Below are 26,411 nucleotides of genomic sequence, written 5' to 3'. Positions count from 1 at the left end.
AAAGCTATGATACAATGAAAAAAATAATCCAAAATAAGGAGTGATGATATGGACCCCAAAAAAGAAATGACATGCAACCAGACGCGCAACGTGCGCACCGCGTTCGTATCCTACAGCGAATTGAACGATAAAGATACCCTGTTCGGCGGCGAAATCATGTCGCACTTCGACTCAGCTTGCGGAAGGGCGGTGTTCAATTTCGTCAAGCGGCCTTCCTTCACCGCTACTGTCGATTTGGTCGCCTTCATCCAGCCCGTCCGGAAAAATGAGGCCATCTATGTGGAGGCGTATGTTTCCGGGAGCGGGAACACATCCGTGGAGGCCTTCGCCAAACTGACCGCCACGGATGTGCGCTCTGGCGAAAGCCGCATCTGCGCCTACGCATTCCTGACTTTCGTCATCACCGACAGCTCGGATCCGGACTTTGCGATGCCGCTGATTCTGCCTGAATCCGAAGAAGAAAAGATGATCTGTTCCGGCTACGAGGAGCGCAGGGTCAACAATCTGATCAAACGCAACCAGAATAGCTGGCTGCTTTCCGGTCTTTCCACCAAGCAAATTTGGGATCGCTGAACTATTCCACCACTGGATACCCTCAGTAAACAGATTGAATATCTGTATTATTTACCCAAAATTTGTACCGTTTTCATTCGGTAAGAAAACCAAACGTTTCCTTACCGGATAAAATTCCGGTGCAAACATCCTGACATGCCTTTTGCCGCCGATCCAAAGCCCGAATAAAATGAATACCCCCCGTCCTCCCATTAGCATAATGGCGAAGGCGGGAGGTTATTCAGCATATTTCCATTCTTCACCATATCCCCTTGAATTATGCTGATCGAACCGTTAAAATGATAAAGTGGTTAAAATAAATCTTTTTTTTAACCCGGATGCAATGATTTAAAATGAAACGCAAACTGTACCAATCTAAATTTTTAACTGTGTATTCTGAAAAAATGGAGGGAATTTCATGCAACAAACAGTAACGATGCCGAAAATTAACCCGAAAAGTGATGAAGTCATTTTTGGAATCTGGACGAAAAATATTGGAGATATAATCGAAGCTGGCGAAGTATTATTCGAGGTTGAAACGGATAAAGTCGTCAGCGAAGTCGAGAGTAACTTTAACGGCGTGCTTGCAGAAACTTTGGTCAAGGAAAATGATGCTGTCAAAACCGGTGAAGCTATCGCTATTATCGACATTCGCTAAACTTCAGGAGGAATGATTTTGGAAACCAAACCACAATGGTTCAAAGTGCGCTATAACCAAGAAGCTGTTGAAAAAGTAACGCAATTAATGGATGAACTCGAATTAAATACTGTGTGCAATGAAGCCAGCTGTCCGAACATGGGTGAATGCTACAGCAGCGGCACAGCAACCTTTATGATTTTGGGGCGCATATGTACGCGCAGTTGTCGTTTTTGCGACGTTACCCATGGCAGACCAAGCCCTGTCAATGCAAAAGAGCCTCAGCAACTGGCTCAAGCAGTAAAAAAAATGGGCTTGGAATATGTCGTGATCACAAGCGTCGACCGCGATGATTTACCGGATTACGGAGCTGGTCACTTTGCTGAAGTCATCGAAGAAGTCCGCAAACAGAATCCACACACAATGATCGAAGTGCTGACACCCGACTTCCAAGGAGACCGGTTGGCGATCGATAAAGTCATTGCGGCAAAACCAGATGTGTTTAACCATAATATGGAAAGCGTGCGCCGCATTTCACCAAAAATCCGTCACCGCGCCACTTATGATTGTTCGCTGGACGTACTGGAATATGTCAAAAAACAAGATTCCAGCATTTTGACGAAAACAGGCATTATGCTTGGTTTAGGAGAAACAGCCAGCGAAATCAATGAATTGATGGATGATTTACGTGCAGTCGATGTGGACTTTTTGACAATCGGCCAATACTCACAGCCTTCGCCGAAACATTATCCGTTGCATGAATATGTTTCCGTGGAAACTTTTGCTGAATACCAACGGACAGGTATGGCGAAAAAATTCAAATATGTAGCTAGTTCACCGCTTGTGCGAAGCTCTTACCGTGCCCGTGCCGCTGTCGAATCCACTCATAACCAATAAGGAGGAAAAATATTGTATACGATTTCATGTGAGGAACAGGATGCCGCTTTCTACTTTGCCTTGGAAGAATACTGTATAACAAACTTCCCGGCAGAGGCAGACACCCTTTTTTTACTGTGGCAAACGCGTCCTACCGTGATGTTGGGAAAATACCAGAATGCGTTCAAGGAAGTTGATTCAGCCTATATCGATGCTGAATCAATTGATGTTGTGCGGCGGCCTTCCGGCGGTGGTGCTATTTACACAGATGGCGGTTGCTACCAATACAGCTTCATCGTGGATGGCCAACATCAAGTCATCGATTTCGAACCTTATATGGACAGAATTATCCATACCCTGCAAACGCTTGGTATTCCAGCAGAGCGGAACAGCCGGAACGATATCGCCATCCACGGTCAAAAAATATCGGGAAATGCCCAATATATGAAGGCGGGCTTTACCGTCCATCATGGGACTCTCCTTTTCGATACGAATATCGATCATATGGCGGCTGCCTTGAAGGTTGATCCCGAAAAACTGCGCAGCAAGGGCATTGATTCGGTCCGTGAACGCACCACCCTCATCAGCGACCATGTAGGGCCTACGACTGAACGCAACTGGTTTGCTGACGCATTTCGCCGGAACCTCTTGGGCCAAGAAGCACACATCCTTGAGCTCACTCCGGAGCAATATGAAGCCGTGCAGCAGCTGGCTGAACAAAAATATCGCCGCTGGGAATGGAACTATGGCCAATCACGTGAAACCAACTTCAGCGTTACCGGCCGTTTGCCCGGAGGACGCATCGAGATTGCTCTTCAGCTAGATCATTACGTCATTCAAGACTGTCAAATTTCTGGTGATTTCTTCAGTTCGATTGATATCGATACACTCGAGTTCGCTCTGCGCGGTTCCCGTTTTGAGAAATCGGATATAGCAAACCGTTTAACGCCAATATTGTCTGAAGGGCAGTTGTACTGCATCACAACAAACGATATCGTGGAGCTGTTGTTTCCGGAAGCATAAGCTTCTTCCAGTTAGAAAAAGGACAAGGTGGACTGGTTGAACAGCATTAAGACAAATCTGAAAACACTTAAAGACAAAGAAGAGCCGAAATGCCAACGGGCATTTCGGCTCTTCTTTTGTCCTTCTACAGTTCGTGAAATAACACTGGTAGTTGGCTACTCTTCACTATCGTTGCTCAGATCCACTTCGTTCAGCTCGTTCAATAAATCTTCCCATCTTGCATTTTCGTATTCAGCAACGAGCCCTTTTACAACGCTTAACGGCAGCCCGTTCATCGCCTGGCTGTCCTGTTCCCGGTTAGTCAGCTGTTCTTCATTTATAAATCCCAATTGGATAAGATTTTTCATCATGATCGGGGCGGCCTCTTCAATGAACTTCGCTCCGGCAGGATGACGGATGACATCCCCAACCGTGCTCAGCATGGTATATCTTGCAAAGCCCTGAATGAATTCATCTTCCATTTCAATTTCCTCGCTGAGGACAATCTCATGGGCGGATTTACCGATTTGGATCTGGAAGACACCGCCATCCACGCGCCAATTATGCGCCTCCACATCCCAGTATGAAAATGCTTTTCTGTCCAACTCAAACGTGACCCTGGCTGTCTCACCTGCAGCTAAACTGATTTTCTTGAAGGCCCGCAGTTCTCTTAGAGGACGGTGAACCCCCAACATATCCCATTCTAGGCCTACGTAAAGCTGAACCACTTCTTTGCCATCATGCTCGCCTACGTTTGTCACTTCGACGGAAACCGTCAGCTGATCTTCCGCAGTGGCCTTTTTCTGGCTTACCTGCAGATTGCTGTAAGTAAAGTGTGTATAGGAAAGTCCGTAACCAAACGGGAACAGAACGTCCACGTCTTTCGTTTCATAGTAGCGGTACCCGACAAAGATTCCTTCCTGGTAATCCACTTGATCTCCTTGACCCGGGAAAGACAGATAGGAAGGAGTGTCCTTCAGACGGATAGGAAATGATTCCGGCAGTCTTCCGCTTGGGTTTACATCCCCAAAAAGAATCCGTACGACTGCTCCACCAACCGCTTCGCCTGCCAAATAGGCTTCCAATACCCCTTTCACGCGTCCAAGCCACGGCATTTCGATCGGCCCCCCATTATGGAGAATCACGATGGTATTTGGTTGCACGTCGCAAACGGCTTCAATAAGTGCATTCTGATTCGCAGGCATACCCAGATGCTTGCGGTCAAAGCCCTCTGATTCCATCTGTTCGATCAATCCTGCAAAAATAACGGCGACGTCAGCTTCAGCGGCCACCTTAACGGCTTCCGCTCTTAATGCCGGATCATCCACATCCTGCTCCGGATCAAACCCTGGCGCATAGGTTACCTTGGCTTTGTGGGCCACTTCTTCCAGAGCCGGTATGACTTTCCAACTGTTGACGCGCGAACTCCCGCTGCCTTGATAGCGTGGAATTTCTGCAAATTTTCCGATGAAAGCAATTTTTTGGGTGTCTTGTAAAGGCAGAATGTTGTCTTGGTTCTTCAACAGGACGATGGACTCTTCAGCCGCTTTTTGCGCAAGCTGATGCCCTTTTTTCAGATCAATGGTTCCTGTTGCCTGTTCTGCTTCGTGTGATTTCAGAATGAGTGTAAGGATGCGTTCGCACGCTTGGTTCAGCTTTGCTTCTTCCAAGCTTCCATCCTGTACTGCTTTCACAATGTCGTTATCCGTATCCAACGCTGCTGGCATGGTCAGGTCGCATCCGGCAGTAAGTGCAGCTATGCGGTCATGAACAGCGCCCCAGTCACTGACGACCGCACCTTCAAATCCCCATTCATCCCTTAAGATTTCGGTCAGAAAATATTCGCTCTGTGAAGCGAAAGTGCCATTCACTTTGTTATAGGCGGACATGATCGTCCAAGGCTGTGCTTCTTTTACGACCTTTTCGAATGCGCGCAGATAAATTTCACGCAGCGTCCGCTCATCAATATTTGAGGAAGAGGTATTCCGTCTGTGTTCCTGATTGTTTGCCAAAAAGTGTTTCAAACTTGTGCCGACGCCTTGATCCTGGACTCCTTTGACAAAGGCCGTTCCCAATTCAGTCGACAAGAGCGGATCTTCCGAAAAATATTCGAAGTTGCGACCGCACAGCGGGGAGCGTTTGATGTTTACGCCTGGTCCCAGGAGTACGTGCACATTTTCAGCCTTGCTTTGTTTACCCAATTCTTCGCCGATTTCATAAAGCAAATCTGTGTCAAAACTGGCGGCACTGCTGCAAGCTGTCGGGAAACATACCGCGGGATTGCTTTCGTTGATTCCCAGATGGTCTTGCGTCCCATCTTGTTTCCGCAAGCCATGCGGGCCATCCGATACCCAAATTTCGGGAATAGTAAGACGATCGACCGCTTTTGTCCGCCAATTATCTTTGCCCGAGCATAAGCCGGCTTTTTCTTCCAATGTCATTTCTTCTATCCATGCTTGTATTTTGTCTTTCATTGGTAAACGTGTCCCCTTTATGATTCTCTTGATTTCACTTTTTTGTTTTTATCACGTAGTTACTGCTTCTTCCAGTTGTTCATTTAAAGTTGCGCCCAAACGCCCCAATAACCACAAGCTGTTCTTCGGTTTTCTTTCCATCGTCTCCCTGTCCACTTCGATCAAGCCAAATTTTTGAGCGAACCCTAATTGCCATTCGAAATTATCCAGGAGGGACCAATGCAAATAACCTGTTACCGGGATTCCCGCTTCTAAGATAGCCTTCAGATCATCCATCACTACTTCGATATGTTTTTCGCGCAAGCTGTCGTCCGAACTTGAAACACCATTTTCGGTGATGAGGATTTCTTTATGCCAAGTTTCGGATACTTTTCTGCATACGTTCGCCAGAGAATGGGGATAAAATTCGTTCCCCATTTCCGTCTTGATGGCAGTATCCGGGACATCGAGAATTTCCCCTCCTTCGATTAGCTTCCTTGTATAATTCTGTACCCCGATAAAGTCATCTTCCGCCAGATATGGCAGATATTGCCCATAGTCTTCTTGCCAGAGATTGTCTGCGAGGGATGAATATTCCCCTACTGTTTGATAATCGTACAAGGAAAGCGTCAGGCCCACTTTTATGTTTGGATCAAATTTTTTGATGACGTTTCTTGCTTCTATATGACTTTCAAAAATAACTTTTTGCCCCTCTTCGCTCCTTGGGTATAGGAAGGTAGCCATTTTATCAGGTGCGACACCAAAGATTTCACTCGCTTCGATCGCTCCCAGTTCCCGTTTGTTATGCTGGAGGTTCACACCCACTTGAACATCATTTTGTTTTTCACTCATTTTTCGTGCCTGTTTTCTGAATTCCTCAATGATCCGGTTCAATTGGACGCCCATATTCGCTTCATTGATTGTGCACACATAAGGGATGTATTCGCCCAGATGCTCCATCACGATCCCGGCATATTTCTTGAAGTAGCCGATTGTTTTTCTGTCTTCCCATCCGCCTTCCGAAATCAACCATTTTGGGGATGAAAAATGGTGCAGCGTCACAACAGGGGTAATACCGCAACTCTGACAGTATTTTAAGACATCTCTATAATGCTCAATTTCTTTTAGATCGACCGCATCTTTATTCGGCTGGATCCTTGCCCACTCGATTGAAAAGCGGAAGGCGTTCAATCCCGCTTGCTTCAGCAACGTAATATCCTCTTTGTATCGGTTATAATGGTCCACTGCATCCAAAGACGGTTCTTTATAGGTCGTATTTTCGATGTTTTCCAACACCCAAAAATCACTGTTCGTATTGTTTCCTTCGATCTGATGCGCTGCCGTAGCAGCTCCTATTAAAATTGTCATGACTTATCGTTCCTTTCCGTCTTCCTGGATCAATTCACGTCCAAGGCAACTGTCTCTTTTACTGCTGCAACTTCTGCTGCTGCGGATTCTCTTCTTTCTTCCAGTTCTTGGTTGATTTGAGGCATCAAACGATCCAATTTATAAAAGGACATCAGTAACAGGATCAACACGTTCATGATTCCCGGAACAACTGCCATAATGATGCGGATCATCAGCATAGCCGAAGCAGGTTGCACAGCCAACGCTCCACTGTAACCACCCCAACTCAACAAAACCCCGACAACCGCTGCTCCTGCTGCTCCACCGATTTTTCCGGCCAACCCTTTTACTGCGCCTATAGTACCATCCATGCGGGGCTCTCCTTTCCATTCATTGTAGGAAGCGCAGTCGATCATAAGCAGGTCAGTCAGATACGTTACAGGAAGAATTCCGACTGCCATCATAAGATTTGCGACCAAAATGACAGGGAAATTAGCCCCTGCAAAGAACATCGTAATATTACCAAGAATCGCTGCGATACTTCCAAAAACAATCATTTTACCCATAGATATTTTTTTCATCAGCTTAGGGAAAATGAACAGCAGCGGAACCACCAATACACTGACGGCAGTTGCGATACCCATCAGACTAAGATCGCCGACGATATACTTAAAGTAGTAGGTGGCGATCCCCAATCCTGTTGCAGCCGAATACAAGAAATACATTCCGGCAACCATCAGTACGTACGGATTACCCTTTAATACCCGGAATATATCTTTTACTTTTGGCGGATCTGTTGAAACTTCAACGGGATTCGTTTCCTTCACAAAGACGAAACGCATAATTCCGATGATTGCCATAGGAATAGCGAAGATCGCAAACATCGTGCTCCATCCGGCTGCTGTATCTCCCATTCGCTGTAAAAAAATCGGGAAAGAAATATTGATGACGAGGGCACCCAACATGATGACGCCACCACCGAAAGAAGCAATTTTAACCCGTTGCTCATTGCTTCCAAAAGCGCGGATCATATAAGCATTATTATTGGCACTAAGCAAAGTGATTCCGACAGCGTTTACAAGAGAATAAAAACCAAATACCCATACATATTTCAGGACATCGCTTAATCCGGTAGGTGTCGAATACATGAGCCACATGGATAGCCACACTATCAGAATCGCCAATTCATAAGGCCGCGCCTTACCCATTTTCGTATTCGTGCGATCAACGATGTAGCCGGCAAATATATCCGTCACCCCGTCCAAGAGGCGGGTTGCCATCAACAAGGTACCTACAATCGCAGCGTTCAAATGTAAAATTTCCGTTGTGTAAAACATCAGATGAGCCATCAGAATTACGGAAGCCGCAACGGATACTCCCCGTCCTTGCCATGCCCAAAACTTTAACGCTCCGATGTTATCCGGATTCTGTACGCGTTCTTTTTTCATTATATGTTACTCCTTCTAATCAATTTTTTTATTCAAATTCTTCTGTTGTCCACTCATCTTCCCAATCAAGATACGCTTTTTCACCATCGAAACGCAACGGCAGCCACACATAATCCGCAACCGCAGTATCCGGGTTACCTAAGTTCTTTAATGCGTTTCGCACTTCCGGATCGACATCGGTCGGCATTTCGTAAAGGTCAGGAGCATAAAGCCAAGCAAACACTTTTTCCAAGTCATCATAGCGGATCGGCAGTTCGCCCACTAACCATCTGTCAGCCAGCGCTATATACAAATCCTTTTTCCCCGGCACCTTAAACACGGAAGTGATTTGGGATTGGAAAGAAGTTCTTTCATGATGATCTGTGTGCGGATTTCCTTGCACTTCATAAGGCCCATGCCATGTTTTTGCGACAGCAACTTCGGATGGATTCGGGAAGTACCCGGTCGTTCCCGATGTCACTAAATAATGGCGGCCTTTCCGATAGAAATGAGCCGTTGCTTCCCTGACGAAGGGTGGCGCAATGTTCGGGAAATGCGTGCTGTAATACCCAGTCACACCTGTGTAATCCTCGGTAAGGTCCGCGCAGATTGTCTCACTGTGGACCCTTTCAAAATAGTAATAAGCTTTTCCATCCGGTGCAACCACCAGATCAAAATCTCCCGCATTCATGTTCAGCGGACGGTAGCCTTCTTTTACCTTCGTGTACGGTCCTAATATGTGATCGGCTGTCAGGATTGTGGCCGTCTGCGTATCGTCTTTATGCATGATTTTCAACCAGCAAACGTATTTCTTCGTCCAGCGGTTATAAATGATATGCGGACGATCCATGCAGGCTTCCGGATGCAATGACGATTCCGGATTATCCGGTTCCGGCGGGATGATCAGCCCTTTGTCTTCCCAGTTGTAAAGATCAGTGGATGCGTAACAGCGGACACCCCAGTGCCAGATGCCCCCGCCCACTTCCGTTTTTTCTTTATTTTCTCCGTACCAGTAATAAGTTCCATCCACCTCGAGGATGGATCCTCCATGAGCCTGGATTCTTTTTCCCTCTGTATCCAACCAAACTTGGCCGGGTCTAATTGATTTATATTTCATTGTTGATCACCTTTCTTTTATTGAAATGTATAGTGATAAGTCCCGGTTCCCACTGTTTCCGGCTTCCGGTTCGGCAACTGGATTTCTGCTGATGTATTCGTCGGTATCATCACCTCCAGGTGGTAGCCAGCTGCTGTTTTTTCCCAACGCGTCTCCACTACTCCATACAAACTGTTGTATTGCGTATTGGCATAAGTGAATGTTCCTCCGGGCTGTGTTTCAATCCTGAAATGATTTTCGCCAGCAACCGTAATGCCGCCAACCGTGTTGAACAACCACTCGCATACCGCACCAGGAGAATAGTGGTTGTGGCTCTCTTTCCCTTCCCAATCTTCCCAAACAGTTGTAGCTCCCGCATTCACTTCTGCGAGCCAGCTGGGGGACTTTTCATTCTCCAGCATTTTATAGGCAACATCCGGATGCCCATTCTTCGACAAGGCCGTCAGGAGAAACGGCGTGGAGAGAAAGCCCGTTCCGACGCGGTAGTCTCGATTCTTGACCGCACTTACTAAAGCTGTGGCGATTTCCTCCCGTTTTTCATCTTCCGCTAAATCGAAGGCTAAAGGCCGGACCAATACGGCTTGACGGTTGGTCTCGAATGACTTGTCCTTGAGGAACAGCCATGCATAGGCTTCTTTTGCGCCTTTTGCATATTCTCCGTATACAGCCGCATCCTGCTCTTTCCCGATTGCTGCAGCTATCTCAGCCATGCACTTCATCGTTTCGTGCAGGTAGGCGGTGCATATTTCCGTGTGCAACGTCCGTTCCCTTGGAGAGATCCTGAATTCCTCGGGCTCAAGCCATTCCCCTAAGTGGAATCCTTTCTCGTACGTATACTGGTCATAAGGGTTATCCTTCGCCAGTTTTTTATTTTTCATTCCTGTGTTTTTGATCATGAACTGCGCATAGCGCGCCATCTGAGGATAGAAGGTTTCTATGATGTCTTTGTCTCCATACCATTTCCAGAAGCGGTAAGGGATCAACACGATCGCATCCGCCCAACCAACCGATCCTCCGGTATTGTTGTACACCATGTCCATTCCGACATAAGGAATCACTGCAGCATTTTTACCATTTTTGAATTGTCCATCCGCGAAGTCGTGCATCCACTTCCGATAGAAAGGAGCGATATTCATCAGAAATGCTGCGGTATGGAAGAATACTTGCCCATCGCCGGTCCATCCCAAACGCTCTCTCGTAGGACAATCTGTTGGAATATCGGCAAAGTTGCCTTTCATGCTCCAGCGCGTATTCTCCAAAAATCGGTTGACCTTCTCGTTTGAGCAGGAAAATTCTCCTGTCTCTTCCATATCGGAATACACGGCGATTGCTGTGAATTGCTCGGGTTCTATGCGGATATCCGTTTCCACTTCGGCATAACGGAAGCCAAAGATGGCAAACCGGGTTTGGTAGGCATCAGCCTCGCCGCTGCAAACGTATTCAACTTCCTGTTTGGGTGTAGCGGCCATTTCCCCCGGAATCTTGCTCTCATTTCCGGTTATTAGCAGCAACTTTTTCACTGTCCCGAATTCTTTGGCGGGCTTCAGTTTTTGGAAATTCTTTTGGGTGAATTCCCCATCCTCATCCAAAATTTCACCCAAGCGCAGTTTCAGTTTTTGCCCTTTATCCCCTTTTATCCGGAATGAAATGAATCCGGCGATGTTTTGGCCGAAATCGAGCACTTTTTTCCCTGAAGGTGTCACGATCAATTTCGGCGTGAAGTGTTCCTGTTGTTTGATGTCGACATTGTTGGAAGCTGTAGGAAACAGTTCTTCTTTAACAAGCGCCGCTTTCCCTTGATAGGAAGGTGTGAAGGAGGCATCTACTACTTCCCCATCCTTCAGGTCAGCAAACCGGATGGCGCCATCATTCGACCAAGCGAAACGCTCGTCGCTGATTATTTTTTCTTTCGTTCCGTCCTCAAATTCCACTTCCAGTTGGCAAAGCAGTTTTGTCTGTTTTCCGAAAACATTCGTTGGGCCAAAGCAACCAATCGATCCACGATACCAGCCATCCGCCAATTGGATTTCCAAGGCATTTTCCGTTCCCAAAAGATCTGTGATATCATAGCTTTGATACTGGATGCGGTGACGGTAATCGGTGCAGCCGGGCGCCAATTCAAAATTGCCGACGCGCTTTCCATTTATAGCCGCCTCATACAGCCCGCAGGCGGTGATGTATAACCGGGCTTTTTTGATTTCCTTGTGCAGTCGGAAAGTCTTATTGAAGCAATCCACCGGGTATCTTTCATTCTTACGGGGGATGTAATCCCCGCTGATCCAATGTGCTTCCCAGTCGGTTTCATCCAGAAGCCCCATTTCGAACCAGGAGGTAACGGCTTCCCCTTTTCTGTCCTGTTCATCCCAAAGCGCGACGGACCAAGCTATGCGGTCACGGCTCTTCAAAGGAGGGCCTTCGTACGGGATATGCGTCATCCTGTTGGACTGTACCTTCCCAGTATCCCAAATGATTTCATTATCCTTTTTTGCGGTCAATTGGTAGGCGGTCTGCTGAATCCCGTTTTCACATTTCCAATACAAACGGGGACGGAGAATATCCATACCAATCGGTTCTTTTAAATACTCTGTCCGAAGCTCAAATGCCTTCACGCTTGTCCCTCCTCTTTTACCTGAATTTTCAGTTCAGCCGTTCCTGCGCTTACTCCTTGCACCTTAACGGTGATTTCGCCTTGCTTTCCGCTCCGCACGATTGCTTGTGCACGGCCATAATAGCTAGTGAACGCGCCCTTGTGGTATTCCTCTTTGGTCCGGGGATTTGCGCTGCCGAAAGCAAGCAGCTCCCCGCCGTCAACCGTTACCTGCAAAAGCTGATCGTCATTGCTTTCGATGATCCCGTTCTCGCCGATCAAGGACACTTCTATGTATACGACTTCATTTTGCTTGATTGTAGCGCCGTCTGTGGTCAACTGCAAACCCGTCTTGCCGCTCGCGGAGCTGAGTGCTGTCCTGCCCGTTTCATTGCCTTTTTCATCGAAGGTCACAGCAATAAGTGTACCCGCCGCATAAGTACTCTTGAAAGTCGCTTTGCAGTCTTTCAGTTTTTTCCTCTTCGTTGCTTTATCGCCCAGCAGTAATTGCACTGAATGGGCAGCTGCATACACTTCTATGATGGCATTATTTCCTTCGCAATTCTTCCAGGACCAACTGTTGAGCCCGTTCGTTCCTCGCCAAACGGATTTTGCGGGACGATTCCCTGGCTGATTGGCTGGCTGAACTGCGATATAGGGGTCATTCCGGACTCCCCAGACAACTGCTGCATATTCCGCTTCCGCGCCGATGTTGCCCAAGATATCTATGGCGCCTACATCCGCCAAGATCCAAGGATAAGGCTTGTCGAACCGTCTGCCGTCTTCCGTATACGACCAGGCACCGATGCCGGCTTCACCCAAATAGTCCCAAGCAGTCCACATGAAATCCCCGATCAGATAAGGCAATTCTTTTACCATTTTCCAGTTTTTGGCGATATCCTGTGGAAAGGTTTCTGACCCTACCAGAATTCTTTCGGGATGGATCTTCCCTTCTTTCCGGTAACGGCCGGAAGCGTAGTTGTAGCCCGCGATATCCAAACTATCGAATAACGGAGTAGTGACGGCATCCGCTTTTTTGGAGTTGGCAGCCTTGTTCATCCCCGTACCTACGACTGATGTCATAAGGTTGAACAAGGTACTGCTTACTTTCTTATTGTCTCCGCCAGCGGTTTCCTTCTCTCTTCCGCCTTCTTCTTTGTAGATACCTTTTCCTTTGCTTGCCATATTGATGACCATCAGATTCACCCCGCAAGTCACAGGACGCGTAGCATCCAGTTCCTTAATGATATCCACCATTTCCCGCGCAAGCTGGACACCTTTCTCGTCCTTCGGTTCGGAGATTTCGTTTCCGATCGAATACATGATCACGGAAGGATGATTGTAGTCCCTTTCCACCATGGCGCGGATGTCCCCCTGATAGTTATCCATGAATTGAGATGCGTAGTCATGTTTGCTCTTATGGAAGTACCACATGTCCCACGTCTCATCCATCACATACATGCCGTATTTATCGCAAGCCGTCAGGAAAGATTCGGATGCAGGATTGTGCGAAGCCCGCACAGCGTTAAAACCGGCTTCCTTCATGATCCTGACTTTACGGTCTTCACTTTCAGGAAGCGAAACGGCACCCAATAGGCCATTGTCGCTGTGGACACAGCCGCCTCTGAGCAATGTCTCTCTCCCATTGACGAAGAGACCGTTTTCATTCCATTCAATCGTGCGGATCCCAAAATCTTCCGTTACCTGGTCAACAATCTTTCCATTTCTTTTAAGCTGGACCACGCACTGGTAAAGATGAGGGCTTTCGTCACTCCATAGCTGCGCATCCGGAATATCTAAAGTGAGTTTGTCTCCTTTTCCGGAGGCCACGGTTGCATCTTCACGGCGGATTTCCACCTGCACTTCTTCCCCGGTATGTTCCGTTTCTATCCGGATGCTTGCCGGTTGATGGGATAAAGTGGTTATTTTCACCCCTTGACGCTGGATATGTGCCTTGTTCCCGATATGCAACCAGACCGGGCGATGGATGCCGCTGCCGGTGTACCAACGGCTATTCGGGTGCTGACTGTTGTCCACCACCACTTTCACATCATTGCTTTCCCCATGATGGAGGAAACCATCTGTATCAACCACAAAGGGCGTGTACCCATAGGCATTCTTGCCCGCCTCTTCCCCGTTTATGTACACCCAAGCATCTTTGTAAACCCCTTCAAATTCAAGCAGAATCTTTTTACCTTTCCAATCAACAGGAACGAAAAACTCTTTCTTGTAGGTATAGACTCCGCCTGGGAAGAATGCCCCCGCACTGCTGGATGGATTCTCAGGATGCCGTTTTTCCGCTATCATGGCATCATGGGGCAGCTTGATGATCTCCTTTACTGTACTTCCCTCTCTGAAGAACTCCCAACCTTTCATGAAATCCATTTTTTCCATTTCTACCATTCCCTTTTCTGTCGTATAGTAGTTATTATAGAGAGCGTTTCCAATCCTGTATTGCAAATATGTTCCTCAAATTATATAATGGTGCCAACAATGCTCAGGAGGCGTGAATAATGGATCTATCTTCTTTTTTGGACTACTTTTACTTTTCCTACTACATTCCGGTCTACTTATGTAAAAATCAGGAAGTGATCCGCGCAGTCCCGTCACAAGGAGAAGACACCCATCCCCCGGAAGATTATTTGGCGCTTTTGACGGGAGATCCTTCCAAAAAGATCACCTATATCATGACTTCCTTCCACTCTTATTACGGCTGTGTGCACTTGGAAGGGAATCAGCATCTCCTGATTGGGCCAGTGAATGATTTCGCCTATTCGGAAGACTCGTTGGCGGCGATACAAAAGGAATTTGGCGTCGCGGATGCCGATTCTCCTACCTTCAGCGATTTTTTCAAAAAGATACCTTCCCAAAACTGGGACTCTTTCATCAATACGTTGCTGTTTGTCGACTTCCTTTTGAATGGAACCAAACTGACAAAAAAAGAGGTTGCGCTCATTTCCCCGCAGCAGTCCAATATGCCCATCCATGAAGAATTTGTACTGACGAATGCTCTGGAAAAAGAGGAAGGTGCCCTGTATAACACCTTCAACGTAGAGGAAGCGATGGTGCGTTTTGTCGAGACCGGCCAAGTCGAGAAATTGAAAGAATTCGCCAACCAAGCCAGATACGCAAAAATAGGTGCGATTGCGCCGGGCGCTCTGCGGCAATGGAAAAATTTGTTTATTGTCAGCGTCACGCTTGTTTCCCGGGCTGCCATGCGAGGCGGACTCTCCCCGAGTACAGCTTACCAATTATCGAATGTCTATCTGCAGCAAGTGGAACGGTTGGCCGATGTGGAGGCTGTCAAAGCGCTCCTTTGGCAAGTCCAATTCGATTATGCGCAACGGGTAGCCGATTCCGCAATTCCGCTCCATGCCGACAAAGTACTGCATGAAGTGGTCCAATACATCCGCAACAACACGAATAAATCCCTTACTGTAGCGGAAATCGCGGACCGCGTGGGCTACACCCGCACATCTCTTTCCAGAAAGGTAAAAAAAGAACTTGGTTTCAACCTGAGTACTTTCATCAGGGATACAAAATTGGAGGAAGCCAAAGATTTGCTGTCCTATTCCATGCAAAGCCTAGGCGAAATCAGCAATTATCTCTGTTTCTCCAGCCAAAGCCACTTCCAAAAAGCCTTCAAAGATTATGTAGGCATCACGCCGGAGAAATACCGGAAATCTTTTTGGCAGGTTGAGCAGCAAAAAGCTCACACCGGTGATTCCCTTGAGGTGCCGCATACAACATAAAGACGCAGGGACTGCAAGCTACAGAAATAACCCGCCAAAACCACCTTGGCGGGGAATCACGCCATGAACGCGAACCCCACAAGGCAATCATATAAGCCAATCGACAAAAAGAAGAGCCGCAATGCTCACAGGCATTCGGCTCTTCTTTCATCGTTCTACAATTCGTGGAAAATCGGCTGCATCCCTTCAAAGGTGCAGTACTGTTCATACCCCAACGCCTTTAATTCCAACTTTGTATCTTCAATATATGCCCCCAGGTGATGCTTTTCATGGCTGTCGCTGCCGATGGTTATAACCTTGCCGCCCAAGTCCTTGTAGAGCCTCAAAACGGCTCTGGATGGCGTCAGATCCTTCAGGCCATATCTGTGGGAGGACGTGTTCACTTCGATTCCTTTGCCGTCCTGGATGACCTTCTTGAGAATTTCGGTGATGATCTCCTCTACCGCTTCGAATGGGTAATCCCCTTTCATGTCATAGCGCTTGATCAGATCAAGATGACCCAGCACACTGTAGTCTTTGTAGCGGGAGATGACATCCAGGATTTCTTGATAGTAACTATCATTGTATTCTTTTTGGGTTTTCCCGTTCTGGAAGTCCTGAGTCCAAAACTCTTTGTCTCCGACCTGATGGCAGGAAAGGATCACAAAATCCAGTTCAAAGCGATCGTACAACTTTTGGAAAACTTCGATGGTATGGGTTTGCATCCCGAATTCCAAGCCTGTCCGGATGGCGATGTTTTCCGCATACTTTTCCTTCAAGCGGCCTAACTCTTCAAAATAAGCCGGATAATCGACGTTCAGGATCTTTCCGATTTTTTCCTCTTCCGACAAGTTTTCCGGATCGACCTTGATGCCGTAGTCGACGTGGTCCGTGAAGCAGATTTCCGCCATCCCCAATCCGATGGCATCCTTTACGACGTCTTCCATCGGGTAGACGGAATCATCGCTGTAATACGTATGGACATGATAATCGCAGAACATTATAGCCCTCCTTTTTCCCGTCGATAAACTCGGTCTATCGACTGTGTATACATTTATTTTAACATCCGAAACTCAAAAAAACTTCAAGCGAACCACTAAAGGTTTGCTTGAAGTTTTTGGTTTGATACAAAATTATTGTACGTCGATGGAAACATCGATTGTTTGTAACGGAACATCGTAGAATCTGTCTTCTCTGCGTCCCAGGAAGTCTTTTGCTTGTTGCGGGAACAAAGCGTACATCAAGACGTCTTCCGTAGATTTAGCGTATTGACTGATCTCTTTTTCAAATTTAGGCATTTGCGGCAAGATCAGATCGGCAGGTCTCACAGTTGTGATGCCTTCGTTGCCGATGATTTTTTTCGTGATTTCTGCAGAAATCGCTACTGGCGGTTTGCCGTATTGACCTCTTACATATTCTTTGATTTCGTTAGGCACAAGTTTGTAGCGCTCACCTGAGATGACGTTCATCAAGGCTTGCGTACCGACCATTTGCGATAACGGTGTAACCAATGGAGGATAGCCTAAGTCCGCGCGCACTTTCGGAACTTCTGCCAATACATCGTCGTATTTGTCCTGCAGGCCTTGTTCAGTCAGTTGGCTCAACAAGTTTGAAAGCATGCCGCCTGGTACTTGGTACAGCAATGTTTTCGGCTCGACGTCCTTCACTTTAGGGTTCAGGATACCATCGTTGCGGAAACGATCCCGGATCGGTGCAAAATGATCAGCGATTTCTGCAAGTTTATTCATATCAAGCCCCGTGTTGTAGCCTAGACCTTCCAACGCGATTGCGACGGATTCCGTAGCCGGTTGGCTTGTTCCGCCAGCAAACGGAGAGATGGCTGTGTCGATGATGTCAGCACCTGCTTCAACAGCTTTCAAGTACGTCATTTCAGCAATGCCGCTTGTCGCATGTGTGTGGACTTCCAAAGGCAAATCAACTGCAGCTTTGATTTTGCTTACCAATTCAAAAGCGACGGCTGGCGTCAAAACGCCTGCCATGTCCTTGATGCAGATGGAATCTGCGCCCATTTTAGCCATTTCCTTCGTCAAGCCGACGAAATAGTCGACTGTGTGGAATTCGCTAGTTGTATAAGAGATAGCAGTCTGGCAATGGCCGCCAGCTTTTTTGGTGATATCGATGGCTGTCTTCAGGTTGCGCAAGTCATTCAATGCATCGAAGACACGCACAACATCGATTCCGTTTTCGATCGATTTTTCGACAAATGCGCTGACGACATCATCGGAATAGTGTTTGTATCCCAATAAGTTCTGGCCACGTAAAAGCATCTGCAATTTTGCATTTTTGACTTCTTTACGGATCGTGCGCAGACGTTCCCAAGGATCCTCGTTCAAGTAACGGATACAAGAATCAAAGGTGGCGCCTCCCCACATTTCGATGGAGTGGTAGCCGGATTCATCCATGGTTTTGATGATCGGCAACATATCTGATAGTGGCATACGTGTTGCAATCAAACTTTGTTGACCATCACGCAAGACCGTTTCCATAAAACGGATTTCTTTAGTCATGTAATTGGTCACTTCCTTCTTGTATTATTTTAGAAATGGCATCTTGCATTTCTTCTATGGTGTGGCGACGGCTTCGGCCGCAATCTTTTGCATCACGATTGCAGATGAAGCAACGTCTCGTATTCAGGCCTAATTCGGTCCGGCTGATGCTCTTCAGATCATTGCCTTCCATCCAAAGAACATCCAAGTCAAACAATCGGCCGAAAGGATGCGTTTCTTCGATCATCACCATTTTTTCCTTCAGTTGTGCAGGCGTCAATGGCGAAAGGAAAAAGTATTCCGCTCCGGTCTTCAGGTTCCGGTAGAGGGAAGCTTGCGGCAGATCATTGCCCACCACTTCTTCTATGCGTTCCAGAACTTCAGTAAAGACAGCTTCCAACTGTTGATTATTTTTTATCGGACCCGGGATATTCATGAGTGCCATCAAGAGGCTGTCCTCTTTCTGGCTGCTCAATAATTCCCGTTGGATGGCGACACGTTTTTCACGCACTGCCAACATTTCTGCTAAAGTGACGCGTTCTCCTTCAGTAAAAAGGGTTGAATTAGACATTTTTTACCACATCGATTATCGTGCCATCACGGTATTCGATTAAAGCAACTACTTTGTTCCCGTATTCAATAGGTTCTGGTGCTCCTACTACAGAATATGCAATGTCTTTTAATTGTTCAATTGTAAATTGAGGAACATCAAGATTACTGAAGTGTTCAATTAAATCTTTACGTTCAGGATTGATAGCAATACCAACTTCGGTAACAACTACATCTACACTAGCACCTGGTGTAACGACAGTATTTACTGTATCAACAATTGTTGGGATACGTCCACGAATAAGTGGTGAAATAACCAAACTCATTTTACATGCTGCACTTGTATCTGAGTGTCCGCCTGAAGCGCCACGAATAACACCATCAGAACCTGTTATAACATTCACGTTAAAGTCGGTATCGATTTCTAGCGCAGATAAAATAGCTGTATCCAATTGATTGATGACAGCGCCTTTGCTTAATGGAGAAGCATACATGTTTGCATCAATTTCATAATGGTTAACATTATTTCCTAAAGAAACAGCAGATGGATGGTCAAAATCTTGCACGTCGATGATTTTTCCAACAAGTCCTTCTTCAAGCAATTCTACCATTGCGTTAGTAATACCACCTAAAGCAAAGCTAGCTTTGATACCATCTTCAATCATAGAATCTTTCAAGAAGCGCGTTACAGCAAGAGATGCTCCACCGGTACCTGTTTGGAAAGAGAAACCTTGTTTATAATAAGGAGAATTAATGATTACTTTAGAAGCATATTCTGCAATCAATAGTTCTTTAGGGTTTTTAGTGAACCGTGTTGCCCCTTTAGCAATTCCTTCAGGATCGCCAATTGCATCAACGACAACAACATAATCAACATCTGTTTGAGGAATACTGATTGGTGTGTTTGGATAAGGCATCAATGAGTCAGTAATAGCGACAACTTTATCAGCATACTTTGCATCTACCATAGCGTAGCCTAAAGATCCGCACGTTGTTTTTCCTGATGTTCCATTCACATTACCATATTCATCAGAACTTGGAGCGCCTAAGAAAGCAACATCGATATGGATATCTCCACGGACGATTGCTCTGGCACGTCCACCATGAGAGCGAATCACAACAGGGTTTTCCATGATACCTTGGGAAATAGCTGCCCCAACTTTATCACGTAATCCGCTTGATGTAATGTTTGTCACAACACCTGATTTAATATGTCCAATTAATGGTTCATGAATATTTGCAATGGAGCTTGGTGCGATAGAAATGTTTTTGAAACCCATTTTAGCAATTTGATCCATAACCATGTTCATTACGAAGTCGCCTTCGCGGAAATGATGGTGAAAAGAAATTGTCATGCCGTCTTTAAGTCCTGTTTTTTCAATCGCTTCACGAATGCTACCTAACATCTTTTTGTCGTTAGGCTTTACAGGATGAAGTTTACGAGTAGACTCTTCGTAATCAGCGATGTTTGCTAATTCCCCGTCATAAACACCGTATTGTTGAGCAAATACTTCAGGAATGTCTTTTCCAACTTTATTGATGGCCATTATTAAATTTCCTCCTCGTTAATCAGTTTAGCCGCTTTGGCCAATGCAATAACGCGTTGTGCACGTTCAACAATTGGTTTGTCAACCATCTTACCCTTCAATGAGATAACGCCTGAACCTTTTTCTTCTGCTTCTCTGATTGCCCAGATAACTTCTTTTGCATTTTGAATTTCTTTTTCTGTTGGTGCGTAAATCTTGTTCACGATTGGGATTTGACGAGGATTAATAACAGATTTACCATCAAAACCAAGTTGTTTAACAAGTTCAACTTCTCTGGAGAAGCCCTGTACATTTTCAACGTCAGAGTAAACTGTATCAATAGCAGCAATTCCAGCTGCACGAGCAGCATGAAGAATGTAGCTTCTTGCGAAGAACAATTCTTGTCCGTCAGGGTAGCGTTTTGTTTTCATGTTTGTTACGTAGTCTTCTGCGCCTAATGCAATCCCGATTAAACGAGTAGATGCTTTTGCGATTTCACGAGCATTCAATGTACCTTCAGCAGATTCGATGGCTGCCATCATTTTAGTTGTTCCGATTTCGATACCATATTTTGTTTCGACTTCAGTGATTACTTCATCTACATCAATGATATCTTGAGCAGTTTCTGTTTTTGGGAGTCTGATAACATTTACGCCAGCCAAAACTACAGCTTCAATGTCTAGTTTTCCAACAGTGTCTAAACTATTGATACGTACAACTGTTTCTGATTTGCTGTAATCAAACGTTTTCAATGCAAAATGCACCAATGTGCGGGCTGAATCTTTTTCTTTCAGAGAAACAGCGTCCTCCAAGTCAAACATGATTGAATCAGCACCATACAGGGGTGCATCCCTAAGCATTGCAGCATTTGCGCCAGGGACAAACATCATCGTTCTTCTTAAACGTTCCATGTGTCCATCTCCTTCCAGTTGTAGTCGTCGTTTTCAGCAGCACGATGAATGGCTGTTACTGTGCGCGCTTCGATCGTGCAATCCAATGCGCCTTTGTCAACAGCGGATACTTTCGCGCTTGTGATGCCCAGATTTTTAAGTGTTGCGATGATGACTTCCTCGATACGATCGCCATATTGTTTTTCCACGCTTGAATCCAGTGTCACTGCAACTTCATTGTTATCACTAGGTTCAACGACGATCATGATGTCACTTGATTCAGTCGTTCCAGCTACTGCATATTTTTTAATTTCCACTTTTTTCACCCCTAAATTTGTCTTTTCCATAATTTTCTGCCAAATAAATATAAGTTGTTGGTGGTACAAGTTTTTTAATTGTTTGAAAATCATCTTCTTTCAATGCTTTTCGTACACGTGTAGCACTGATGACCTGTCCATCCAGTTCGATCCGGGGAACGACTGTCAGGGCAAGCGTATCAGAAAAAATCTCACGCATACTCTCGTTATATACCTCTGTAACGGGGGATAGTGGTTCTTCCCCTACAAAGCGCGTTTTGATCTGGAGAGCAGGCGCGATCCTCTCCTTGAACAAGGTTGCATCCAGCGTTGCCTGTACGCGGGCTATGCTTTCTACTGCCTGATCCTTCAGAAAGTAGGATGGGAAAGTAGCGGATGACACTTGGTAATCCCTTGTCGGGAGGATGACCACATTCGGAAGGTGCTGTGTGCCCGCCTTGACAAGCATTGATCGCTCTTCCGTCGAAAATTCGGAGCGATCATCGGACAGGACAAAAAGATAGAGAATATCAACTTGTGCAGCAGCCGTTTCGACTAAGTACAAATGACCTTTAGTGAACGGATTCGCATTCATTACGATGGCTCCCGCATGATCGGCATCCCTCTTATGGCTTTCAAGCAAGGCCATGTAGTCCGAAAAATCGGGTGAGCCTTGTTCCATAAAGAGAATCGTGTTTGTGCGAATGATCTCTTTAAAACCCAGAGATGCAAAGGAAATCGCCACACAGGGCTTCGTATACAAAAAGAAGTGGATAATGCCCTCATCATGAAGCTTGGAAGATAAAGCCATCACGATTTTTGTCAATAAATTTTCGCTTTGATATTCAGGATCGACAGCGACAAGTTTGATGATATTTTGATAAGTCGATCCGGTAGCGACTAATTTGTTTCGGTCGTAAAGGCCTACTGTATAGTCGACTTGCTCGTCCGGGACAAGTCCGCCTAAGAACAATAAATCCTCCCAAGCTTTTTTGTCTGCTGGAACACGCGTTATCCAGATTCTTTTCAGTTCATACATAGGTAAGCCTTCTTTTTTTTATTTTTAGGCTGGAAAACGTTTGATCAGTACAATCGATACAACATACAGGAGGAATAGGACTAGGAAGATGCCGCCCATACCGAAAATCATCAATTCAAATGCAATTTTTAAAGCTTCTGGATCATATACCATAATAATTCTCCTTTCAATGAACCTTCTTAACTAAAGAAGGCAAGTACTAAACCACCAGCGATTACCGATGCAATTTGTCCGGATACGTTCGCACCGACAGCATACATCAAAATAAAGTTTTGAGGATCTTCATCCGTAGCCATTTTTTGGATAACACGGCTTGACATCGGGAAGGCGGAAATACCGGCTCCACCGATCATTGGGTTAATTTTTTCAGTTCTGAACAAGTTCAGCAGTTTTGCGAACAATACGCCGCCGATTGTATCCATGATGAAGGCAACCAAACCGAAAGCGATGATCATCAATGTTTGGAAATTCAAGAACAATTCAGCCTGCATTTTGACGGAAATCGTAAGACCCAACAGGATACTGATGATGTTTACCAATTCGTTTTGGGCAGTCAATGAAAGTCTGTCCAAGACGCCACATTCGCGCAACAAGTTACCGAACATCAGGAAACCTACCAACGGAAGGGAAATTGGTGCGATAAAACCGGCAACGATCGTAATGATGATCGGGAAAAGAATTTTTGTCAATTTGGATACGCCTTCCGCTTTATAAGTCATGCGGATGCGACGTTCTGCTTTGGTAGTGACAGCTTTGATCGCGATCGGTTGGATGATCGGAACAAGCGCCATGTAGGAATAAGCAGCAACAGTGATCGGTCCTAGTAGATTAGGCGCCAACTGGTTGGATACGAAGATGGCTGTCGGGCCATCAGCAGCACCGATGATACCGATTGAAGCGGCTTCTCTGATATCAAATCCGAAGAAGATAGCGACAACGATTGTAAAGAAGATACCGAATTGAGCGGCAGCACCGAATAATAACATGAACGGGTTTTGCAATAGCGGACCGAAATCGATCATGGCACCGATACCGATGAAAATCAGTAACGGGAACAGCTCTGTGCTGATACCTGCTTCGAAGAGAACATCCAAAACGCCCTCTGATTCAGATCCGTTGACCATTTGAGTCAGAACGCCTGTACCTGGAAAGTTGACCAAGATGGTACCAAGTCCCATAGGCACCAATAATGTAGGTTCGTACTCTTTCTTTATTCCTAAATAAATCAGGGTGGCTCCGATAAGCATCATCACGATTTGGCCCATCGTAATGGATGTAATTCCTGCTAATAATGTCTCCATTTATTCACTTCCTCCTAATAAAATAATTATGCGATGGTGATTAATGCATCGCCGGCATTTACGACTTGACCTTGGTTCACATGGATTCCAGCTACTTTACCAGCATGGTTTGCGACAACTTCATTTTCCATCTTCATGGCTTCAAGGATCATCAATGGTTGGTTTTCTTTAACTTCATCGCCGATGTTCACTAACACTCTTAGGATAGTTCCTGGCATTGGGGATGTCATTGCGTCTCCTGAAGCTGCTGAAACTGGCACTGCAGCTGGTGCTGCTTGTTCTGCTGGTGCTGCTACTGGAGCTGCCGGTGCTGCTGCAACTGGCGCTTGAACCGGTTGTTGCACGCCGCCGATTTCTTCCATTTCCACTAAGTATTCCTTACCATCGATTGCAATCTTGAATTTTCTTAACATTTATAATTCCTCCTTATTATTTAACCTGACTTATTTTTTTTACGACAAATTTACTTTCAGGCATGGTGCCTGCCGCAATACTTGCGGAAATCAGCGAAACAAGATGAGCCTCGGGATTACGCTTCATAATATTCTTTACCACAAACTGCGATTTAGGATGATCTCCTGCAGCGATTGCTGTCGCGATGACACTGACTAATTCATATTCATTCGGATCAGTGGGTATAAAAGCTGGAATTTCAATCAGGTCATTCACGGGTGCACTTGCTGAAACAGTTGCTGGCGGTACTTGCTTAGGCGCTATTGTGTCCTTTTTCCCAAAGAAACCTTTGAAAAAAATCATTTTCTCACGTCCTTTCTATGGATTTAATCCCATTATAGAAATTTCTCTCATTAAAAACAGGTCATTACACCTGTTTTATTGTTTTTTTTATGTTCTCAAAAACGACCAAACACTAAAAACGTTGTCATATCAACGTTTGGAGACATTTAAGACTTTTTTAATATTTGGTTAAGCCGCATTTAAGAAAGCGTTTCAATTCGAGTGTGTTTTTCGTGTTTTTTTAAAGTAACGGCTTTCAATTGACTTGCAAAGTAACTATTATTGCTCTTAGAGAGACAGCCCAAACAACTTCGGGTTTTTTAAATTAGAAGAAATGTGAATCGATTCACTTACTTATTTAAATACAGAAGCGGTCAGGCACTCTCAAAAAACTTTTTTATAGTCGGAAGGAGAAAAAAAATGTTACTTACAGTATTGTCTTATGGAATGATCGCGATCTTCATGTACGTGATCATGAAAAAGAAATTATCACCGTTCACCGCATTAGTAATCATCCCACTTGTTTTTACGCTTATCGCTTTGGCAACGGGTGTTACCTCTGGAAACATCGGGGAATTTGTTTTGGAAGGGGTAACCACAACTTCTAAAACTGGTATCATGTTATTGTTCGCTATTCTTTACTTCTCTATCATGTTGGATACTGGTCTATTCGACCCTATCACTAAAAAAATGATCCACTTCGCTAAAGGCGATCCGATGAAAGTATTGATGGCAACTGCTGTCGTTGCTGCCACTGTTTCCTTGAATGGTGACGGTACTACAACAACTTTGATCTGCTGTTCAGCTTTTATTCCTATCTATAAGAAGTTAAACATGAACTTGATGAACCTTGCTGTCTTGGTTATCCTGCAAAACACAATCATGAACTTGCTTCCATGGGGCGGTCCTACTGCTCGTGCAATGGCTGTTCTTGAAGTTGATGCAAGCATCCTTTCTTACCTTGCTCCTGGTATGATATTGGCTTTACTTTATGTCACTTTCTGGGTTGCTCCACACATGGGCCGCAAAGAACGCGCTCGTCTAGGCGTTAAAGTCCTGACTGATGAAGAAATCGATGAAATGACTACTGTTACTGATCCTGAAACACAAGAAATCCGTCGTCCACAAAACTTCGCTTTCAATGGTATCCTTACAATCGGCTTGATCGGTTGGTTGGTTGCTGGATCATTTATCGAAGCTATCTCAATGCCACCTTTGATGTTGTTCTTGGTTGGTACGTGTATCGCTTTAATGGTCAACTACCCTGCTCTTAAAGATCAATCTTCTCGTATCGGCGCAAACGGCGGCGACGCTGTTCAAGTAGTTATCTTAGTATTCGCAGCTGGCGTATTCATGGGCTTGTTCCAAGGTTCAGGAATGGCTACTGCTTTGGCAGAAAGCTTCGCAACAATCATTCCTAAACAATTAGCCGGTTTCTGGGGAATCATCATCGCCCTTATCTCTGCACCAGGTACTTTCTTCATCTCCAATGATGGCTTCTACTTCGGTGTATTGCCTGTATTGGCTGAAGCTGGTCGCTCTTACGGATTCACAAACATGCAAATGGCTTTGGCTTCCCTGATGGGTCAAGCGTTCCACTTACTTAGCCCATTGGTAGCATTCATCTACCTGTTGCTTCGTTTGACTGGTTTGGACATGGGCGCTTGGCAGAAAGAATCTGCGAAATATGCATTGGGAATTTTCGTTATCTTCCTAGTGACAATCGTATTGTTCGGCCAAATGCCGCTTTACATCCCACAATAAAGAAACGTATAATCCTTATAAGGACTGGAAAGCCGGGCGACTCTGCTCGGCTTTTTAGTATAAAGGAATCGCTCT

The 26,411-nt window shown here is 45.6% G+C and carries 23 protein-coding genes; 6 read left to right on the top strand and 17 right to left on the bottom strand.

Going from position 1 to position 26,411, the window contains the following annotated elements; all coding sequences use genetic code 11:
- The first annotated feature begins 48 nt into the window (after window positions 1-48).
- From AC0J5I_RS07610 to AC0J5I_RS07595, 4 genes are all read left to right on the top strand, one after another.
- Window positions 49-573 (top strand): acyl-CoA thioesterase, encoded by a 525-nt coding sequence (locus tag AC0J5I_RS07610; protein WP_475299340.1) that lies wholly within the window; start codon window positions 49-51, stop codon window positions 571-573.
- Window positions 574-970: 397 nt separating this feature from the next.
- Window positions 971-1,210, top strand: coding sequence for a lipoyl domain-containing protein (locus AC0J5I_RS07605; RefSeq protein WP_107994863.1), 240 nt, complete (start codon window positions 971-973; stop codon window positions 1,208-1,210).
- A gap of 12 nt (window positions 1,211-1,222) precedes the next feature.
- Window positions 1,223-2,086, top strand: coding sequence for a lipoyl synthase (lipA, locus tag AC0J5I_RS07600; protein ID WP_107994862.1), 864 nt, complete (start codon window positions 1,223-1,225; stop codon window positions 2,084-2,086).
- A 12-nt stretch (window positions 2,087-2,098) separates the two neighbouring features.
- Window positions 2,099-3,088 (top strand): lipoate--protein ligase, encoded by a 990-nt coding sequence (locus AC0J5I_RS07595; protein ID WP_159072122.1) that lies wholly within the window; start codon window positions 2,099-2,101, stop codon window positions 3,086-3,088.
- A 155-nt stretch (window positions 3,089-3,243) separates the two neighbouring features.
- On the opposite strand, the gene AC0J5I_RS07590 is transcribed toward AC0J5I_RS07595, so the two are convergent.
- From AC0J5I_RS07590 to AC0J5I_RS07565, 6 genes are read right to left on the bottom strand one after another with little or no spacing between them, the layout of a single operon-like run.
- A complete protein-coding gene (locus tag AC0J5I_RS07590; protein ID WP_475299339.1) occupies window positions 3,244-5,541 on the bottom strand; it encodes a glycoside hydrolase family 3 C-terminal domain-containing protein in 2,298 nt (765 codons plus the stop codon).
- Window positions 5,542-5,592: 51 nt separating this feature from the next.
- Entirely contained in the window at window positions 5,593-6,888 is a 1,296-nt protein-coding gene (locus AC0J5I_RS07585; RefSeq protein ID WP_475299338.1) for a glycoside hydrolase family 1 protein, read from the bottom strand.
- Between the two features lie 29 nt (window positions 6,889-6,917).
- On the bottom strand, window positions 6,918-8,315 hold the full coding sequence (locus AC0J5I_RS07580; protein ID WP_107994858.1) for an MFS transporter: 1,398 nt from the start codon (window positions 8,313-8,315) through the stop codon (window positions 6,918-6,920).
- A 28-nt stretch (window positions 8,316-8,343) separates the two neighbouring features.
- A complete protein-coding gene (locus AC0J5I_RS07575; protein ID WP_475299337.1) occupies window positions 8,344-9,411 on the bottom strand; it encodes a family 43 glycosylhydrolase in 1,068 nt (355 codons plus the stop codon).
- Window positions 9,412-9,428: 17 nt separating this feature from the next.
- Window positions 9,429-12,020 (bottom strand): family 78 glycoside hydrolase catalytic domain, encoded by a 2,592-nt coding sequence (locus tag AC0J5I_RS07570; RefSeq protein ID WP_475299336.1) that lies wholly within the window; start codon window positions 12,018-12,020, stop codon window positions 9,429-9,431.
- Window positions 12,017-14,392 carry a glycoside hydrolase family 2 protein gene (locus tag AC0J5I_RS07565; protein ID WP_475299335.1) on the bottom strand — a complete coding sequence of 792 codons (2,376 nt, stop codon included), beginning with the start codon at window positions 14,390-14,392 and terminating at the stop codon, window positions 12,017-12,019. Before AC0J5I_RS07565 ends, AC0J5I_RS07570 begins: the two co-directional genes overlap by 4 nt.
- 119 nt (window positions 14,393-14,511) lie before the next feature.
- On the opposite strand from AC0J5I_RS07565, the gene AC0J5I_RS07560 reads away from it, so the two are divergent.
- Window positions 14,512-15,750 carry a helix-turn-helix domain-containing protein gene (locus tag AC0J5I_RS07560; RefSeq protein WP_107994854.1) on the top strand — a complete coding sequence of 413 codons (1,239 nt, stop codon included), beginning with the start codon at window positions 14,512-14,514 and terminating at the stop codon, window positions 15,748-15,750.
- Between the two features lie 155 nt (window positions 15,751-15,905).
- Here the strand turns inward: AC0J5I_RS07560 and AC0J5I_RS07555 are convergent, their stop codons facing one another.
- The 11 genes from AC0J5I_RS07555 to AC0J5I_RS07505 form a co-directional block, all read right to left on the bottom strand.
- Window positions 15,906-16,730, bottom strand: coding sequence for a histidinol-phosphatase HisJ family protein (locus AC0J5I_RS07555; RefSeq protein ID WP_107994853.1), 825 nt, complete (start codon window positions 16,728-16,730; stop codon window positions 15,906-15,908).
- Between the two features lie 132 nt (window positions 16,731-16,862).
- Window positions 16,863-18,257 (bottom strand): oxaloacetate decarboxylase subunit alpha, encoded by a 1,395-nt coding sequence (locus AC0J5I_RS07550; protein WP_475299334.1) that lies wholly within the window; start codon window positions 18,255-18,257, stop codon window positions 16,863-16,865.
- Window positions 18,250-18,807 (bottom strand): citrate lyase holo-[acyl-carrier protein] synthase, encoded by a 558-nt coding sequence (citX, locus tag AC0J5I_RS07545; RefSeq protein ID WP_475299333.1) that lies wholly within the window; start codon window positions 18,805-18,807, stop codon window positions 18,250-18,252. The genes AC0J5I_RS07550 and citX overlap by 8 nt, the downstream gene beginning before the upstream one ends.
- A complete protein-coding gene (gene citF / locus AC0J5I_RS07540; RefSeq protein WP_106449003.1) occupies window positions 18,800-20,332 on the bottom strand; it encodes a citrate lyase subunit alpha in 1,533 nt (510 codons plus the stop codon). The genes citX and citF overlap by 8 nt, the downstream gene beginning before the upstream one ends.
- A 2-nt stretch (window positions 20,333-20,334) precedes the next feature.
- Window positions 20,335-21,222, bottom strand: coding sequence for a citrate (pro-3S)-lyase subunit beta (gene citE / locus AC0J5I_RS07535; RefSeq protein WP_106449004.1), 888 nt, complete (start codon window positions 21,220-21,222; stop codon window positions 20,335-20,337).
- The gene (gene citD / locus AC0J5I_RS07530; RefSeq protein ID WP_086987251.1) at window positions 21,210-21,518 is read right to left on the bottom strand and encodes a citrate lyase acyl carrier protein; all 309 of its coding nucleotides are present in this window, start codon (window positions 21,516-21,518) and stop codon (window positions 21,210-21,212) included. The genes citE and citD overlap by 13 nt, the downstream gene beginning before the upstream one ends.
- Window positions 21,508-22,527, bottom strand: coding sequence for a [citrate (pro-3S)-lyase] ligase (citC, locus tag AC0J5I_RS07525; RefSeq protein WP_199902968.1), 1,020 nt, complete (start codon window positions 22,525-22,527; stop codon window positions 21,508-21,510). The genes citD and citC overlap by 11 nt, the downstream gene beginning before the upstream one ends.
- A gap of 33 nt (window positions 22,528-22,560) precedes the next feature.
- Window positions 22,561-22,689, bottom strand: coding sequence for an OadG-related small transporter subunit (locus AC0J5I_RS07520; RefSeq protein WP_086988847.1), 129 nt, complete (start codon window positions 22,687-22,689; stop codon window positions 22,561-22,563).
- A gap of 26 nt (window positions 22,690-22,715) precedes the next feature.
- Entirely contained in the window at window positions 22,716-23,837 is a 1,122-nt protein-coding gene (locus tag AC0J5I_RS07515) for a sodium ion-translocating decarboxylase subunit beta (RefSeq protein ID WP_106449006.1), read from the bottom strand.
- Window positions 23,838-23,863: 26 nt separating this feature from the next.
- Window positions 23,864-24,250 carry an acetyl-CoA carboxylase biotin carboxyl carrier protein subunit gene (locus tag AC0J5I_RS07510; protein WP_107994849.1) on the bottom strand — a complete coding sequence of 129 codons (387 nt, stop codon included), beginning with the start codon at window positions 24,248-24,250 and terminating at the stop codon, window positions 23,864-23,866.
- A 16-nt stretch (window positions 24,251-24,266) separates the two neighbouring features.
- Window positions 24,267-24,593, bottom strand: coding sequence for a hypothetical protein (locus AC0J5I_RS07505; protein WP_475305427.1), 327 nt, complete (start codon window positions 24,591-24,593; stop codon window positions 24,267-24,269).
- A 399-nt stretch (window positions 24,594-24,992) separates the two neighbouring features.
- Here AC0J5I_RS07505 and AC0J5I_RS07500 point away from each other — a divergent pair, with 399 nt between their 5' ends.
- On the top strand, window positions 24,993-26,336 hold the full coding sequence (locus AC0J5I_RS07500; RefSeq protein WP_086987245.1) for a CitMHS family transporter: 1,344 nt from the start codon (window positions 24,993-24,995) through the stop codon (window positions 26,334-26,336).
- Window positions 26,337-26,411 lie beyond the last annotated feature (75 nt).

Source organism: Trichococcus sp. TS_SC_9 (assembly GCF_056156325.1).
Note: the sequence above shows the minus strand (reverse complement) of the source record. Positions and strands in the feature narration are given on the sequence as shown.

Coding starts and splice junctions, on each gene's coding strand:
- citF (WP_106449003.1), bottom strand. CDS start 20,332: ATGGCCATCAATAAAGTTGGAAAAGACATTCCTGAAGTATTTGCTCAA.
- lipA (WP_107994862.1), top strand. CDS start 1,223: ATGATTTTGGAAACCAAACCACAATGGTTCAAAGTGCGCTATAACCAA.
- AC0J5I_RS07510 (WP_107994849.1), bottom strand. CDS start 24,250: ATGTTAAGAAAATTCAAGATTGCAATCGATGGTAAGGAATACTTAGTG.
- AC0J5I_RS07610 (WP_475299340.1), top strand. CDS start 49: ATGGACCCCAAAAAAGAAATGACATGCAACCAGACGCGCAACGTGCGC.
- citX (WP_475299333.1), bottom strand. CDS start 18,807: ATGTCTAATTCAACCCTTTTTACTGAAGGAGAACGCGTCACTTTAGCA.
- AC0J5I_RS07585 (WP_475299338.1), bottom strand. CDS start 6,888: ATGACAATTTTAATAGGAGCTGCTACGGCAGCGCATCAGATCGAAGGA.
- AC0J5I_RS07520 (WP_086988847.1), bottom strand. CDS start 22,689: ATGGTATATGATCCAGAAGCTTTAAAAATTGCATTTGAATTGATGATT.
- AC0J5I_RS07500 (WP_086987245.1), top strand. CDS start 24,993: ATGTTACTTACAGTATTGTCTTATGGAATGATCGCGATCTTCATGTAC.
- AC0J5I_RS07515 (WP_106449006.1), bottom strand. CDS start 23,837: ATGGAGACATTATTAGCAGGAATTACATCCATTACGATGGGCCAAATC.
- AC0J5I_RS07565 (WP_475299335.1), bottom strand. CDS start 14,392: ATGGAAAAAATGGATTTCATGAAAGGTTGGGAGTTCTTCAGAGAGGGA.
- AC0J5I_RS07560 (WP_107994854.1), top strand. CDS start 14,512: ATGGATCTATCTTCTTTTTTGGACTACTTTTACTTTTCCTACTACATT.
- AC0J5I_RS07590 (WP_475299339.1), bottom strand. CDS start 5,541: ATGAAAGACAAAATACAAGCATGGATAGAAGAAATGACATTGGAAGAA.
- AC0J5I_RS07605 (WP_107994863.1), top strand. CDS start 971: ATGCAACAAACAGTAACGATGCCGAAAATTAACCCGAAAAGTGATGAA.
- AC0J5I_RS07505 (WP_475305427.1), bottom strand. CDS start 24,593: ATGATTTTTTTCAAAGGTTTCTTTGGGAAAAAGGACACAATAGCGCCT.
- AC0J5I_RS07580 (WP_107994858.1), bottom strand. CDS start 8,315: ATGAAAAAAGAACGCGTACAGAATCCGGATAACATCGGAGCGTTAAAG.
- AC0J5I_RS07550 (WP_475299334.1), bottom strand. CDS start 18,257: ATGACTAAAGAAATCCGTTTTATGGAAACGGTCTTGCGTGATGGTCAA.
- AC0J5I_RS07575 (WP_475299337.1), bottom strand. CDS start 9,411: ATGAAATATAAATCAATTAGACCCGGCCAAGTTTGGTTGGATACAGAG.
- citE (WP_106449004.1), bottom strand. CDS start 21,222: ATGGAACGTTTAAGAAGAACGATGATGTTTGTCCCTGGCGCAAATGCT.
- AC0J5I_RS07555 (WP_107994853.1), bottom strand. CDS start 16,730: ATGTTCTGCGATTATCATGTCCATACGTATTACAGCGATGATTCCGTC.